16 protein-coding genes are annotated in these 14,138 nt (G+C 38.8%); 14 read left to right on the forward strand and 2 right to left on the reverse strand.

The annotated features are described in order from the left end of the window. Position 1: 1 nt before the first annotated feature. Both DIZ80_01585 and DIZ80_01590 read right to left on the reverse strand, forming a co-directional pair. Positions 2-580, reverse strand: coding sequence for a hypothetical protein (locus DIZ80_01585; protein ID RDH85649.1), 579 nt, complete (start codon positions 578-580; stop codon positions 2-4). Between the two features lie 137 nt (positions 581-717). Continuing rightward, positions 718-1,599, reverse strand: a complete 882-nt coding sequence (locus DIZ80_01590) for a LysR family transcriptional regulator (protein ID RDH85650.1) — start codon at positions 1,597-1,599, stop codon at positions 718-720. A gap of 114 nt (positions 1,600-1,713) precedes the next feature. Here DIZ80_01590 and DIZ80_01595 point away from each other — a divergent pair, with 114 nt between their 5' ends. From DIZ80_01595 to DIZ80_01660, 14 genes are all read left to right on the forward strand, one after another. Further along, positions 1,714-2,094 (forward strand): DoxX family protein, encoded by a 381-nt coding sequence (locus DIZ80_01595; GenBank protein ID RDH85651.1) that lies wholly within the window; start codon positions 1,714-1,716, stop codon positions 2,092-2,094. Between the two features lie 36 nt (positions 2,095-2,130). Further along, positions 2,131-3,096 (forward strand): glutathione-dependent reductase, encoded by a 966-nt coding sequence (locus DIZ80_01600; protein ID RDH85652.1) that lies wholly within the window; start codon positions 2,131-2,133, stop codon positions 3,094-3,096. Between the two features lie 2 nt (positions 3,097-3,098). Continuing rightward, positions 3,099-3,827, forward strand: a complete 729-nt coding sequence (locus DIZ80_01605) for a hypothetical protein (protein ID RDH85653.1) — start codon at positions 3,099-3,101, stop codon at positions 3,825-3,827. Between the two features lie 73 nt (positions 3,828-3,900). Beyond that, positions 3,901-4,983 (forward strand): metal-dependent hydrolase, encoded by a 1,083-nt coding sequence (locus DIZ80_01610; protein RDH85654.1) that lies wholly within the window; start codon positions 3,901-3,903, stop codon positions 4,981-4,983. A gap of 116 nt (positions 4,984-5,099) precedes the next feature. Continuing rightward, on the forward strand, positions 5,100-5,672 hold the full coding sequence (locus tag DIZ80_01615) for a hemerythrin (GenBank protein ID RDH85655.1): 573 nt from the start codon (positions 5,100-5,102) through the stop codon (positions 5,670-5,672). 445 nt (positions 5,673-6,117) lie between these two features. Further along, positions 6,118-7,752: a nitrite reductase gene (locus tag DIZ80_01620; GenBank protein RDH85656.1), complete on the forward strand. Its 1,635-nt coding sequence runs from the start codon at positions 6,118-6,120 to the stop codon at positions 7,750-7,752. A gap of 81 nt (positions 7,753-7,833) precedes the next feature. Continuing rightward, positions 7,834-9,618 (forward strand): cytochrome C552, encoded by a 1,785-nt coding sequence (locus DIZ80_01625; protein RDH85657.1) that lies wholly within the window; start codon positions 7,834-7,836, stop codon positions 9,616-9,618. Between the two features lie 154 nt (positions 9,619-9,772). Further along, entirely contained in the window at positions 9,773-10,099 is a 327-nt protein-coding gene (locus tag DIZ80_01630) for a plastocyanin (GenBank protein RDH85747.1), read from the forward strand. Then, complete coding sequence (gene cobA / locus DIZ80_01635; GenBank protein RDH85658.1) at positions 10,086-10,898, forward strand: uroporphyrinogen-III C-methyltransferase; 813 nt, start codon at positions 10,086-10,088, stop codon at positions 10,896-10,898. Before DIZ80_01630 ends, cobA begins: the two co-directional genes overlap by 14 nt. Further along, on the forward strand, positions 10,864-11,196 hold the full coding sequence (locus DIZ80_01640) for a hypothetical protein (GenBank protein ID RDH85659.1): 333 nt from the start codon (positions 10,864-10,866) through the stop codon (positions 11,194-11,196). The genes cobA and DIZ80_01640 overlap by 35 nt, the downstream gene beginning before the upstream one ends. Before the next feature lie 54 nt (positions 11,197-11,250). Continuing rightward, positions 11,251-12,414 (forward strand): protein nirF, encoded by a 1,164-nt coding sequence (locus DIZ80_01645; GenBank protein RDH85660.1) that lies wholly within the window; start codon positions 11,251-11,253, stop codon positions 12,412-12,414. 5 nt (positions 12,415-12,419) lie between these two features. Beyond that, positions 12,420-12,833, forward strand: a complete 414-nt coding sequence (locus DIZ80_01650) for a hypothetical protein (GenBank protein ID RDH85661.1) — start codon at positions 12,420-12,422, stop codon at positions 12,831-12,833. Between the two features lie 318 nt (positions 12,834-13,151). Then, the gene (locus DIZ80_01655; protein ID RDH85748.1) at positions 13,152-13,628 is read left to right on the forward strand and encodes an AsnC family protein; all 477 of its coding nucleotides are present in this window, start codon (positions 13,152-13,154) and stop codon (positions 13,626-13,628) included. Beyond that, complete coding sequence (locus tag DIZ80_01660; GenBank protein ID RDH85662.1) at positions 13,621-14,136, forward strand: AsnC family protein; 516 nt, start codon at positions 13,621-13,623, stop codon at positions 14,134-14,136. The genes DIZ80_01655 and DIZ80_01660 overlap by 8 nt, the downstream gene beginning before the upstream one ends. The last annotated feature ends 2 nt before the right edge of the window (positions 14,137-14,138 follow it).

A 14,138-nucleotide genomic window follows, 5' to 3' on the forward strand; every position in this document is an offset into this window, starting at 1 on the left:
ATCAATCTATAAGTGGATGGGTTATTTTAGAAATTGAAAGTAATCTTGAGCTTATTTTAAACCCCGAGTTCTTCGCTGAATTATGGTTAATTGCCAGACGAGTTTTCTGTTTTGCATTATAGAAATTTACAATCACACCATGGTCGCTAAATCCTCTGGTTTCTGAAACTGTCAGAATAGAATGTTCCTGTGCAACGGCAATAATATTTGTTAGTTCATTTTTGTGTGAAGCTGAAATAAATAAAAGGTGGCAGGAGTTTGTTTCATTTATTTTATTAATATAATGAAGGTGAACGGGTTTAGTCTTAATCAGTTTCGTGGAGTAGATTTCATCAAGTAATGTGCCAAATGGATGCTTGCCCAGAATGCAGAGGTCGAAGTGTGTTTTTGTTTCAGGGTGATTTGAAATATCCGGCCAATAGATAAACGATGGGATTTGCCCGAGCATGAGTCCACGTATCTGTGTTTCCAGTTCAGCACAGACTGGTTCTACCATAAGTGTTAACATTAAAAATAGAGCCATAACACTTGCTTTAAGCTTATAGCGAATGGTAGTTATCAATGTTAACTTACAGCTCATATTCTTATCATTTTTTGGGGCTATACCAACATATAGCTTACTATTAACCTAATTTACAGGTTTATTTGTCTTCTTTTTTAAGCTTATAGCTTAGGCATAATGCATACCTTATTTAGTGTTGAATTTTGTAGTGTAAATTACTGGCTTACCTGCTTTAGAATTTCTGCTAACTGTTTTGTGGCGGGGCCTGCCTGATTAAGGTTTGCATAGATAAGGTAAAGAATACTAGTGTGCTTTTGTCCCTCGTTTAAGGGAAGGTATTTAAGTTTTTTATTATTAATTGATGATTCAATTTCCTCTTCCAGTAACCAGCCGTAACCTAATCCATTACTAATAATTTTTTTAGCTGAATCCATGTTATTGACAGACCAGCGTTGTGAGTCGCTTACCCAGCCAGCATCTATTCCTTTGCTTCCAGAGTCGCTGACAATAACGTGTGTTTCACGTTTCAGGTCATCTGTTGTAATTTCCCTATTCAGTTTAAACAGAGCGTGCTCCGGGTGAGCTACGGCAACAAAATTTACCTGAGTTAACTTCTCACCTAGAAAACCCTTTGGTACGAACGGGCTAATCAGGAGGTCTGCTTTAGCCTCACGTAAAATATCTTCAGCACCGGATAAAACAACCTCCTGTAAGCGGATTCGTGTTTTATTACTTAAGGGCTTAAACAGCTTTAAAGCGCTCATTAACTGGTGGGTAGGGTAGGCCGCTTCAACAGCCAGTCTTATCTCGGCCTCCCAACCCTGTTCAAGGTGGTTCGCCTGTAATTCAATAGCACAGGCATCATCGATTAACTGACGTGATCTTTGTAAAAGAATCTTACCTGCTTCACTCAAAACCGATTTACGTCCCTCAATATGTAATAGTTTTATGCCTAGTTGATTTTGAAGTTTGTTTACAGAGTGGCTTACTGATGACTGGCTACGGTTTAACTGAAGTGCAGCCTTAGCGAAACCACCACAGTCAATAACCGCATGGAATGCGCGCCATTGATCAAGCGTAACTTTTGGTGTTCTCATCGCTTTATTATATATCTAAATATTAGATATATATAGCCTATTTTATGCGCTTTTTAATCTAAATATTAGGTTCATAATGTTATTCACATATTAAATATCTATTGGAGAAAAGACATGAATAATGTAATCGAATTAACAGGACGACTATTTCTAGGACATATTTTTTTATTGGCGGGTTTAAACAAGCTGGGAGAAGGATACGCTGGAACAGCAGGTTATATGGATAGTATGGGGGTTCCGGGTGCCTTACTACCATTGGTCATAGCGCTTGAGATTATTGGAGGTTTAATGGTGATTGTTGGCTTTAAAGTAAAATGGGCTGCTTATGCCTTGTCTGGATTTACTGTTCTTGCTGCAGTTATTTTTCATGCAAATCTGGCTGATCAGATGCAAATGATTCTGTTTATGAAAAACATTAGCATCACAGGTGGTCTGTTACTGTTATCCGTTCACGGCGCAGGGATGCTCAGTATCGATAATAAAATTAATAAATAAGCGAATTAACGTTGAAACTATTAGCAGGTAATAAATATGGGTATGTTGATAAAAGGTGAGCTAGTTGATAACTGGCTTGAAAAAGAAATAGATGACGGTGAATTTAAACGCATGGAATCGACTTTTCGTCATAGCGTGAAAGCGGATGGAAGTTCAGAGTTTGCTGCAGAAGCGGATCGTTATCATTTATATGTCTCTAATGCATGCCCCTGGGCGCATCGAACCGTAATTTTTAGAAAACTTAAGAAACTCGAGAAGATAATTGGCTTATCAGTTGTGGAAGCTGACATGTTTGATGATGGCTGGACTTTTGAAAAAAAAGGACAGTATTGCGATGACTTGTATGGTTTCAGGCATATGCATGAAATTTATACCTGTGCAGATAAAGAGTTTACCGGGCAAATAACAGTGCCTGTTCTATGGGATAAAAAACTGAAAACCATTGTAAATAATGAATCATCAGAAATTATTCGTATGCTGAATAAGGAATTTAATGAATTCACGGATGTGAAAACAGATTTTTACCCTGCAGAATTACGTGAACGTATTGATGCTATCAATCAGCCTGTTTATGACAATATTAATAACGGGGTATATCGTTGTGGTTTTGCTACTTCGCAGGAGGCATATGAAAAGGCATTTGATCGTTTATTTAATGAGCTGAATAATGTCGAAAAAATTCTGCAAAAGCAGAGATACCTGACAGGTAATGAGATAACAGAAGCCGACTGGCGTTTATTTACAACATTAATTCGGTTTGATGCGGTTTATGTTGGGCACTTTAAATGTAATTTAAAACGTATTGCTGACTATCCTGAGTTATCTAATTACCTTAGGGAGCTTTATCAGGTGGAAGGTATAGCAGAGACTGTGGATTTTGAATATATCAAAAGACATTATTATTATAGCCATACTAGTGTAAACCCGACACAGCTAGTGCCAAAAGGGCCTGAATTAAATTTTACCGAGCCTCACAACAGAGGTGATAAATTCGGAGAATAAATATGACTGTGAAAATACGTGATGTAACACTTGTGCCAGAAGGTGACGGGGTCGATGTTAAACGCCTTTTTCCTTTAAATGGATTTATGAATTTTGACCCTTTTGTTTTATGGGATCATTTTGACATCGGTCCGGGGCGTGGATTTCCTGACCATCCTCACCGTGGTTTTGAGGCAATTACCTATATGTTTAAAGGTGGTATGAATCATAAAGATAATTTGGGTAATGAATCGTTTGTTATACCCGGTGGGGCGCAACGGTTTACAGCGGGAAAGGGATTGATTCATTCAGAAATGCCGGCAGAAGATAACAATAGTAATGGCATCCAGTTATGGATTAACCTGCCTAAGAAATTGAAACAAATTGCCCCCTCTTACCAGCAGGTAAATGAAAGTGAATTCCCTGTGCTTGAAGTAGAGGGTGGACAGGTGAAAGTTCTGGTGGGTGAAAACTCACCACTTAAATTGAATACAGATGTAATTTACCAGCATGTGACGCTTAAAAATAAATCGAAATATACAGTAGACATAAAGCCTTCAATGCGGGGAATTATTTACCTGTTAAAGGGTGAGTTAGTTATTGGCAAATATAATCTGAAAGCCGATCAGGCTATGTTTATTGAAGATCTGTTTGTACTGGATATATCTGTGAAAGAAAATAGTGAATTTATGTTGTGTTTTGGTGTGCCTCATAATGAGCCGATACGTCAACATGGACCATTTGTTGACTAAAGTAGTCTTTTTTTGAAAAATGAAATTTATTTGTTAATATCATCATTCAAAAATATATTAATAATAAAATTCAATGAAAAAATTTATATTCATCATTATTTTAACGTTAACAACCAGTTTTATGTTTTCCCGGGATCATGCTTTAGATCATCTGGATCCCGGTATCGGGAAAACAATTATTGATACACACGTACATGTGGCCGGCCTGGGTTATGGGGATAGTGGCTGTTTTGTGAATAGCGAAATGCATGATAACTTTCGTTTCCCCGTATATCTGTGGGCTATGAATGTATCGGAAGAAGAGTTAGTTAAAAAGGGTGATCAGATATTAATAACCAGACTTAGTGAGAGTCTTTCACATTCCAGAAGTGTAAAACAGGCTGTCATTCTGGCTATGGATGGTTACGTGGACACCAGTGGTGAAAATGCAGGTAAACTGAATAAAACAAAAACACAGGTTTATGTGCCTAACGAGTACATAGCAAAAGAAACATCCCGTTATGATAATTTGTTATTTGGTGCAAGTATTCATCCGGGACGTAAAGATGCGCTGGCGCGTTTAAGAAAAGTAAAACAACAGGGAGCGGTACTGGTCAAGTGGATTCCATCCATAATGAATATTGATCCGTCAAATAAGCAATATAAGGAATTTTATGAATTAATGGCGGAGTTAAAAATGCCTTTATTAAGTCATGCGGGAATGGAGAAGTCATTCTCTCACGCGGTTGATGAGTATGCCGATCCCGAACGATTAAAATATGCTCTTGAGTTAGGTGTGACGGTTATCGCTGCCCATATTGCGACAACCGGTGAAAATGAAGGTCAGGATAATTTCAGCAGGATAATACCCATGTTGCATAAGTATCCGAATTTATATGCGGATATTTCAAGCTTAACGCAGATTAATAAGTTAAATTACTTATCACGTGCGCTGGAAGATGATGTCATTAAATCAAAAATGATCTATGGTACTGATTGGCCATTGCAGTTTTTTCCACTAATGTCGCCCTGGTATCATATCAATCATATAAGCATTAGTGATGCCTTTCATGTGGGTGGAATTCGTAATCAGTGGGATCGAGATGTAGCTTTGAAGAAAGCGCTACGAGTGCCTGATGATGTTTTTAAACGCTCAGTTATTGATTTAATAAAGTAGAGTAAACAACATATACATATCGCTTTATTCGTAAAATTGACTTATATCAGTTTAACGTACACGAATATTAGTTAACCTTTAAATTCAAACTCAACACAAATCCGAGGCTAAAAATCATGTCGACTGTTACCAAGGGCATCAGCATGCTGATAATGTCAGTATTGATATTAGGTTTGCTGGTAATGATAGTACTGGGCTTTATGCTTGGTTTTTCTCATCCACTACCCTGGATATTAATAGCTGTACTGATTGTTATTCCTATAATTCATGACAAATTAATCGCTACCCGTTTTGTTACCTGGCAGGATTCTTATAGTGTTGGTATAGATTCTATCGATACTGATCATAAAAAGCTGTTGGGTTTGATTAACCAGTTACAGTCGGCGGCACATTATAAAACAGATGATCAGATGATTGAAGATATCCTTAATCAGCTGATTGATTACACCCAGTATCATTTCACTAGAGAAGAGGGATTGATGAAGGAGTGTGACTATCCGGATTTTGATGCTCATAAACAGCAGCATGAAGATATGATTAAACAGGTAACAAAGTATGTTGATGAGTATCGTGTAGATAAAACACGCACGATTGAAGATGTTGCTGTCTATCTGAAAACCTGGCTGGTGAATCACATTAACGGTACTGATCAGAAATATACACCTTACATGAAGGGTAAGGTGCAGTAACTTCAAGGTTTCTACTCTGCCAACTTCTTGTGGTATGGGTTAAGGGGACAGAGCTTAAAAAGCAAGGTCTGTCCCCGAGTTTGACTAATTATGCGTTTCTTTCTTTTGCTAGATTCCAACTCAATTTTTCACCTGTTTTTATCATTTAATTCCAGCGTTTTAACAATAGTTCCCTCGAAAATCTTGTCATACATCAAAATAAGCTTATTTTCTAAAGTACAATAACCTATCTTGACGAAAGTCAAGGTTACAAAAGTGGTAATGGCTTCTACTCTATACCACCAGGGAGGTAGTTTATGCAAAGGCCGAGTTACGCTCTGTTTTTGAATGAATTACCGACTCAAGTACAACTGAACAGGTGTTATTGGGGTATTCAGGTTAGCGGCATCGACCTGTTTCAATAATATCGGCAGAACAACTTTTTATCCATCAGGAGAGAAGAAAAATGCAACGAAGACTTTTATCAAAATTAATAACTGCAACTGTATTGGCAGCCTCTGCCATTGCGGTAAGCCCTATTGCTGCGGCAAAGGCTAAGCAGCCAACCATGAGTGAGGCAGATTTTGAAAAAGCTGACTCACTATATTTTCAACGATGCGCTGGTTGTCACGGTGTTTTAAGAAAAGGTGCTACAGGCAAAAGCCTGGAACCTAAAAACACATTGAAAAAAGGCCAGAAGCGTTTAGAGAAAATTATTGCGCTGGGTACTGAAGGCGGCATGAATAACTTCGACGACATTATGTCGAAGAAAGAAATCAGCATGCTGGCAACGTATATTCAAATTGATCCACCTAAGCCACCAGAAATGTCTTTAGATTTAATGAAGAAACGCCATAAGGTATTTGTTCAGCCTAAAGATTATCCAAGTAAACCTCAGCATAACCGTAACTGGGAAAACTTCTTCCTTGTTATCGAACGTGATGCAGGTAAGATCGCCGTTGTTGATGGTGACAAGCATGAAATCGTAACGCATATCGATACGGGTTACGCAGTACATGTATTGAAAACTGTTGAACATCATGATTTCTTGAAAGCTAAAAATCCTGGTCGTTTCTGGTACATCATGGGTCGTGATGGTCTGATGACTAAAGTTGACCTTTGGGCGAAGCCTGAGAAGATGAAGGTTGCTTCAGTACAGGTTGGTTATGATGCACGTGACGTTGCCGTTTCAGGTGATGGTAAGTACGTAATCGGCGGTGTTTACTGGCCACCACATTTCGTTATTCTTGAAGCTGAAACTATGATGCCTATCAAAGTTGTTTCATCTCGCGGTGTAAACGTTGATGGTAACTATGTTGAAGAATCACGCGTAGCAGCAGTTTATGACACACCTATGGCACCTACCTGGATGGTTTCTATGAAGGAACTGGGTCAGATGTGGCAGGTTGATTATTCTGATATCGAGAATCTACGTATCGATAAAATTGATTCAGCTAAGTTCCTACATGATGGTTTCTTCGATCCAACCGGTCGTTATTTCCAGATTGCAGCGAATGCATCTGACAAGATGGTAATCATTGATACTAAAGAACGTAAGTTAGAAGCAATGATCGATGTTGATAAACTTCCACATCCTGGTCCTGGTGCAAACTGGATTGATCCTAAATGTGGTCAGGTATCTGGTACTACTCACTTAGGTACTGGTCTGGTAACGGTTTGGGGTAATGATCCTAAGGGCAATAAGAAAGCTGCCTGGAAAGAATGTTACACAGTTGAAACTGATGGCCCTGGTGTATTCTTAAGAACACATCCTAAGTCTAAGTATGTTTGGGCTGACCAGACTAAAACACCAGAACCTGAAATTCAGCAATCAGTACAGGTTATCGATAAGAAAACCCGTGAGATTGTTAAAACTATTCAGTTAACTACCAAGAAAGGTTATGCAGCGGTTCACTTTGAATTTAATGCTGACGGATCTGAAGTTTGGGTATCAATCTGGAATCGTTCAGATTCTTTGAAACCTAATGGTGAGATCGTTATCTTCGATGCTAAGACGCTTAAGAAGAAAGCTACCATTAAGGGCTTCTATGCTCCAACTGGTAAGTTCAATGTTTACAATCGTGTTAACCACGTAACGTAAAAGCAGTGCTTGATGGGCGGGTAGAGATACCCGCCCTCATTAAGTTAATAATTATAATTACTAATTCTGACGGACATTAATATGTTTACTCTTTACGGCAAGTTGCTTTCCAGAAAAATCATTATGGGCACCACAGTTGGTGTGGCTTTATTCTTTATGATTATCGGTGTTATTTTCTGGGGTGGTTTTAATACAGCAATGGAAGTAACCAATACACTGGATTTCTGTATCTCGTGTCATGAGATGGAAGAGAATGTTTATCAGGAATATAACAAAACGATTCATTACACAAATAGAGCGGGTGTAAGAGCAACCTGTTCTGATTGTCATGTGCCCCGTCCATGGGTTCACAAAGTAGTTCGTAAAATTCAGGCCAGTAATGAAGTGTTACATAAAGCGTTAGGCACCATAGATACACCCGAAAAATTTGATAATAAACGATTATATATGGCACAAAACGTATGGCGCACAATGAAAGAAACAGATTCTCGAGAATGTCGTAACTGTCATGACTTCTCAACTATGGACCCTGAAAAACAGAAGGGTCGTGCTAAGAAACAACACATTAATGCGATGAAAGAAGGTAATACCTGTATTGATTGTCATAAAGGTATAGCGCATAAGAGCGTGCATGATCAGATGGATGAAGACGAGATGGAAGCGTTAGAAGCGCCAAACCCTGACTTTATCAAGCCAATGCCACCTCAATGGGTTGCTTATTTAGAAAAGAAAAATACAAAGAAAAAACCAGCAGTAGTTGAAACAGTAGAAGTTGCTGAACCCGTAGCCGTAGCACCAGCAGTAAAAGAAGAAGCGCCTGCCGCACAGGAAAAACCTGCAGCTGCAGCACCTAAAGCCGCAACACCAGCAGTTACTTCATCTGCAGGTGGAAGCAGTGTGAACTGGTCTGGTGTACCAGCAAGGGAAGTGGTTTTATTCTACCCAGGTCAGTCTTCAATTGAATGGGTGCTAGGTCGTCAGCATGGTGGTAAGCGAGCCGTTAAGTCGGGTGATCGTTGCTTTGACTGTCATGAAGAAGAGTTAGCTGACATGGGCGCGAAGATCGTAGCCGGTGAAAAGAAAATGAAAGTGGGTAAAGACAAAAAACACGGTATGGAGCCCACTGTTATTCCAGGCAAACGAGGTAGTTTCCCTGTTAAGGTTCAGTCAACTCATGACGGTGAAAACCTGCATATGAGATTTGAATGGGCAGATTCAGAGCATACACCTGCACCGTTTGTTGACGGTGGAAAAATGGACCCTGACAACAAAGTTAAACTGGCAGTTATGTTTGCAACAGATGAAGTTGAGTATGCAGATAGAGCGGGTTGCTGGGGAACTTGTCATGCAGATATACGCAGCATGCCTTTCGAACCTGAGCAATCAGCTGTAGATGCTACATCGCTTAAAAATGCAAAAGACGGTGTAACTAAGTATCTAGCAGAAAGTCGTACTAAACTTGAGTTTAAAGGCCGTGGCGGAAAATCGTTAGGTGGCTGGGATAAACTTAAAGAAGAAGGCGAGCTTAAAGCAGAGTTTGATGCGGGACATTACATGGATATCGTTCGCTATAAAGCGGGAGAGAAAGTATCTGAAAATGGCCATGTATTAACCGAACGTGTGGCACATGATGGTCAGCAGGTTGAGTTTACTGCAAACCTTAATGGTGGTACCTGGACAGTTGAAATGACACGTAAACTGAAGTCTGATAAGCCTGGTGATATAAATATGGATACCGGTGCTGTTTATAACTTTGGTTTCGCAATACATGATGATTACACAACAGCCCGTTATCATCATGTATCAATCGGATATAAGTTAGGCTTTGATAATGCAGAAGCTGAGATTAATGCGGTTAAGAAGTAAAGTTATGTTGTCCTGAATGATAATTAGATCTGGTGTTTTGGCTTACCTGCAAGTAATCACTAATACCGATCAGTCATATTGTTCAGGATGACAACTTTTTTAAAGGTTATATTTTAAGAGGCTAGACATGAAATACAGTTTATATGCAATAGAGATGTTTTTAACATTGATGTTAATAATCGGTTTAGTGTTTGTCTTTCCAATATACCTCTATGCAAAAGATAATGTGGTAACGGTTGAAATCGTTAAGTATAAATTCATGCCACAGGAAATTACAGTTACACCAGGTACAACGGTGCGTTGGGTTAATAAAGAAAAACGTCAGTATCACAGTGTATGGTTTAAACAGTTAAATGAAGTTGAGCCTGATTACATATTTCCTGATGAGTCATACCAGAGAAAATTTGAAACTGCAGGTCTGTTTCCATATAGATGTGGCCCTCATCCTGAAATGACTGGTACTGTGAATGTTAAATTCTAAAGCATTAATATCACTGGTTGGGGCAGGTCCCGGCGATCCGGATTTATTAACACTTAAAGCTTACAAATTAATACAGCAGGCTGATGTAGTTGTTTATGACCGGCTGGTTTCTGAGGAAATTCAACAGCTCATACCTCATGGTGTAAAAAAAATATATGTCGGTAAAGCATCCGGCAAACATCATATGAATCAGGATGAAATTAATACATTACTGGTTACCCTGGCAAAAAAAGATAGAAAGGTTGTGCGATTAAAAGGCGGTGATCCATTTATCTTTGGTCGTGGCAGTGAAGAAGCGGCTTATCTGGTTAAACATGATATAGATTTTGAATATGTGCCGGGTATAACGGCAGCATCTGCCTGCAGTGCCTATGCAGGCATTCCATTAACTCATCGGGGTGTAGCATCCAGTGTTCGGTTAATTACCGGGCATTGTCGTGCAGATAAACCGCTTGATTTGAACTGGAAAAGTCTGGCAGATGAAGATACGACGCTGGTATTTTATATGGGGCTTGCGAGTTTGCCCCAGTTAAGAGAAAGATTAATAGAAGCGGGATTACCTGCATCTACACCTGCAGCGGCAGTAGAAAATGGCACTAAAGATGTGCAACGACGTTGTCTTTCAACATTGGATAATTTACCATCTGATGTTATTAAAATGTCTATTTGTTCTCCAGCTTTAATTATTATCGGTAAAGTTGTCGATTTTGCTGAAACATTAGACTGGTTTTCCCCCATTCAAGATAGAGATAAAGAAGAATTAGATGTTAAAACCAGGCAATATATCGCTGACGCTTAGTTTTTTCGTAACAGTGTTTTTTTCATCAGCTGCTATTGCTGATTCATTAAGTAATCGTCAATTAGAGCTTAAACATCTGATTAAGCATGATTGCGGCTCCTGTCATGGTATGACATTAAATGGTGGGCTGGGCCCGTCACTTCAAACTCATTCTCTAAAAGATAAACCCGATGAATTTCTTTTTATTACGATTAAAGAAGGTCGCCCCGGTACTCCTATGCCACCGTGGAAAAACCTGTTATCAGATGATGATATAAATATGATTATTAAGTTATTACGTAAAGGTAATAGTAAATAATTATCCAGTTTGTCATCCCTGAATGACGAGCAACTTAACTAAACAGAAGATGTTATGAAAAAAATACTCCCTCTAATACCACTATTATTCTTAACAGCCTGCTCTACGCAAAATCTGCGTGGTACTGGTGATATGGGGCTCATTATAGAGCGAGCCATAGGACAGGTTCAGCTTGTCGAGCACTCGGGTAATACGTCACTGGCGACTATAAAAGGTTTAGGTGATTTATCTCATGCTTCAATCGTGTATTCACGTGATGAACGTTATGGTTATGTCTTCGGCAGAGATGGTGGTTTAACTAAAATAGACATACTTGAGCAAAAAATTGTTAAACGGGTTATGCAATCTGGAAACAGTATTGGTGGAGCCATATCACAGGACGGTAAACTGATAGCCGTTTCAAATTACAAGCCCGGCGGTGTGAAAATTTTTAATTCAGATAGTCTGGAGCTGGTTGCAGATATTCCAGCTATTTATGCCGAAGGTAAGCAGTCTAAAACAGTTGGTTTAATAGATGCGCCTGGCCAGATATTTGCGTTTGGTTTGTATGATGCTGGAGAAATATGGGTTGTTGATATGAAAGATATCAAATCACCTGTTATTACTAAATTTAAAGATGTGGGTTCATTACCTTATGATGGTTTAGTTACACCGGATGGTCGATATTATATTGCAGGTTTATTTGGAGAAGATGGTCTGGCTATGCTGGATTTATGGCATCTTGAGAAAGGTGTGACCCGAATAATGAATCACTATGGTAAAGGTAAGACAAAATTACCAGTTTATAAAATGCCACACCTGGAAGGCTGGGCTAAGGCTGGTGATAAAATATTGCTGCCTGCCGTGGGGCAGCATGAAGTGTTAGTGATGGATCAGAACTGGAAACAGGTAAAAGCTATTCCGGTTCATGGTCAGCCGATCTTTGTTATGTCTCGACCTGATCATAAACAAATGTGGGTTAATTTCGCACATCCCAGAAATGACACGATTCAGGTTATTGATACCGAAACACTGAAAATAATTAAAACTTTAAAACCGGGAAAAGCAGTACTACATATGGAGTTTAGCCCCAGAGGGGAGCATGTGTGGATGTCAGTAAGAGATGAAAACCGGGTGGATGTGGTTGATACTGAAACATTTGAAGTGGTTAAAAGTTTAAAAGCGGATAAACCCAGTGGCATATTCTTTACTAATCGTGCCCATAAGATTGGGCTGTAGATATTATGATTAGTATTAAAGCGCTTTTAATCAGTGTGACTGCAATGATCTTTCTGGGTCTGACATTTGAACTGATATTTTTGTTTATAGATATTGGCTATAACATCCTGATGAAAAGTTATCCGGTGACTAAATCGGTCAGGCAACCTCTTTATTACCTGTTGATCTTTTCAGGCCTGTTTATTGTTATGTTTACCGGCGGTTTCCTGACTTCAATGTATGCAAAAAGATATGTAATTGCACATTCAGTGGTTGCTGCCACTATTGTTTGTGGCATTGCGCTTTATGCTACCAGCAGTGGTTATGATTTTACCTTACTGAGTGTTTTGTTCATCATCATTGGAATTGCTTTTACGTTATATGGAAATGTAGTTTACAAACGAAACAATGAAGAGCGTTCGGCTGAAGATATAAGGTAGTTACTAAATTTGCAGATGCTTCTTTTAAATGTAATGTATCAGCCTGTCCAGGTTATTACTCATCTGTAGAAACAGGTGTTTAGGGCTTATATCACCTTGATATAGATCAAAATATGATATATATCATAAAACTCATAATATCGTTATAAATCATAAGTTTATGACCAAATAATTCGAAAATAATATCATTTCACATCGTTCAACTTGTCTTAAGTCAAGGTTTAATTCCATGAAAACTGTAATTTTAAAGTCCATTGAAAACAGTTTCAGGGGATAAGTAACGTCATGGCACTCGATCAAATCTATGATCACGAAGAAATGCGCAAAATCGAACTCACTCAGCGTCTATTAAATGAGTTTCAGCATAACTTTCCTGTGACAAGTACTCCTTATGCAGATATCGCTGAGCGATTGAATGTTGATGAATCAACTATCCTTGAGTTACTCAAAGAGCTGGATGAAAAAAGCATATTAAGCAGAGTCGGCCCCGTTTTTCGTCCAAACAGGGTTGGTGTAAGTACGCTGGCTGCGATGGCGGTACCAGAGCATAAATTAGAACACATTGCTGATATTATAAGTTCATATCCGGCAGTTAATCATAATTATGAAAGAGAGCACCATTTTAATTTGTGGTTTGTTGTTACGGCTGAGAATCAGATGATTTTAGATAAAACACTCGAAGATATGGAGCTCAAAACGGATATACGTATTATGTCATTACCCATGGAAAAAGATTACCACATTGATCTTGGTTTCCCTTTAAAACTGGTTAAAGGAGGCCGTAGTCATGATTAATGAAAGACGCCTGATCTCTGTTTTACAAAAAGGCTTACCACTTGTCTCTCATCCATATGAATCTATTGCCAGAGAAATAAACAGTACAGAAGATGAGGTTATAAATTATATTCAACTGATGCAGAACAAGGGTGATATAAAACGCTTTGGTCTGGTTGTTCGACATCGAAAGCTTGGATATAAAGCCAATGCGATGGTGGTATGGGATATTCCCGAGCAACGTGTTGATGCACTGGGACAATGTTTTGGTCAATTTGATTTTGTGACACTGAGTTACCGTCGTCCCCGACATTTACCTGACTGGCCGTATAATCTATTTTGTATGATCCATGGGCAGGATAAAAAAGATGTTATGAATAATCTGTCATTGATGATTCAAAGTTGTGAAGTTCAGGATGTAAATCATGAGCTGTTGTTCAGTACTCGCTGTTTCAAGCAACGAGGTGCAATTTATATTCACTGTAATGATGATGAAGATGAAACTAAAACTGACAAGGTAGCTGTTTAGTG

Source organism: endosymbiont of Galathealinum brachiosum, assembly GCA_003349885.1.
GTDB lineage: Bacteria > Pseudomonadota > Gammaproteobacteria > SZUA-229 > SZUA-229 > SZUA-229.

Coding starts and splice junctions, on each gene's coding strand:
- DIZ80_01585 (RDH85649.1), bottom strand. CDS start 580: ATGAGCTGTAAGTTAACATTGATAACTACCATTCGCTATAAGCTTAAA.
- DIZ80_01590 (RDH85650.1), bottom strand. CDS start 1,599: ATGAGAACACCAAAAGTTACGCTTGATCAATGGCGCGCATTCCATGCG.
- DIZ80_01595 (RDH85651.1), top strand. CDS start 1,714: ATGAATAATGTAATCGAATTAACAGGACGACTATTTCTAGGACATATT.
- DIZ80_01600 (RDH85652.1), top strand. CDS start 2,131: ATGGGTATGTTGATAAAAGGTGAGCTAGTTGATAACTGGCTTGAAAAA.
- DIZ80_01605 (RDH85653.1), top strand. CDS start 3,099: ATGACTGTGAAAATACGTGATGTAACACTTGTGCCAGAAGGTGACGGG.
- DIZ80_01610 (RDH85654.1), top strand. CDS start 3,901: ATGAAAAAATTTATATTCATCATTATTTTAACGTTAACAACCAGTTTT.
- DIZ80_01615 (RDH85655.1), top strand. CDS start 5,100: ATGTCGACTGTTACCAAGGGCATCAGCATGCTGATAATGTCAGTATTG.
- DIZ80_01620 (RDH85656.1), top strand. CDS start 6,118: ATGCAACGAAGACTTTTATCAAAATTAATAACTGCAACTGTATTGGCA.
- DIZ80_01625 (RDH85657.1), top strand. CDS start 7,834: ATGTTTACTCTTTACGGCAAGTTGCTTTCCAGAAAAATCATTATGGGC.
- DIZ80_01630 (RDH85747.1), top strand. CDS start 9,773: ATGTTTTTAACATTGATGTTAATAATCGGTTTAGTGTTTGTCTTTCCA.
- cobA (RDH85658.1), top strand. CDS start 10,086: ATGTTAAATTCTAAAGCATTAATATCACTGGTTGGGGCAGGTCCCGGC.
- DIZ80_01640 (RDH85659.1), top strand. CDS start 10,864: ATGTTAAAACCAGGCAATATATCGCTGACGCTTAGTTTTTTCGTAACA.
- DIZ80_01645 (RDH85660.1), top strand. CDS start 11,251: ATGAAAAAAATACTCCCTCTAATACCACTATTATTCTTAACAGCCTGC.
- DIZ80_01650 (RDH85661.1), top strand. CDS start 12,420: ATGATTAGTATTAAAGCGCTTTTAATCAGTGTGACTGCAATGATCTTT.
- DIZ80_01655 (RDH85748.1), top strand. CDS start 13,152: ATGCGCAAAATCGAACTCACTCAGCGTCTATTAAATGAGTTTCAGCAT.
- DIZ80_01660 (RDH85662.1), top strand. CDS start 13,621: ATGATTAATGAAAGACGCCTGATCTCTGTTTTACAAAAAGGCTTACCA.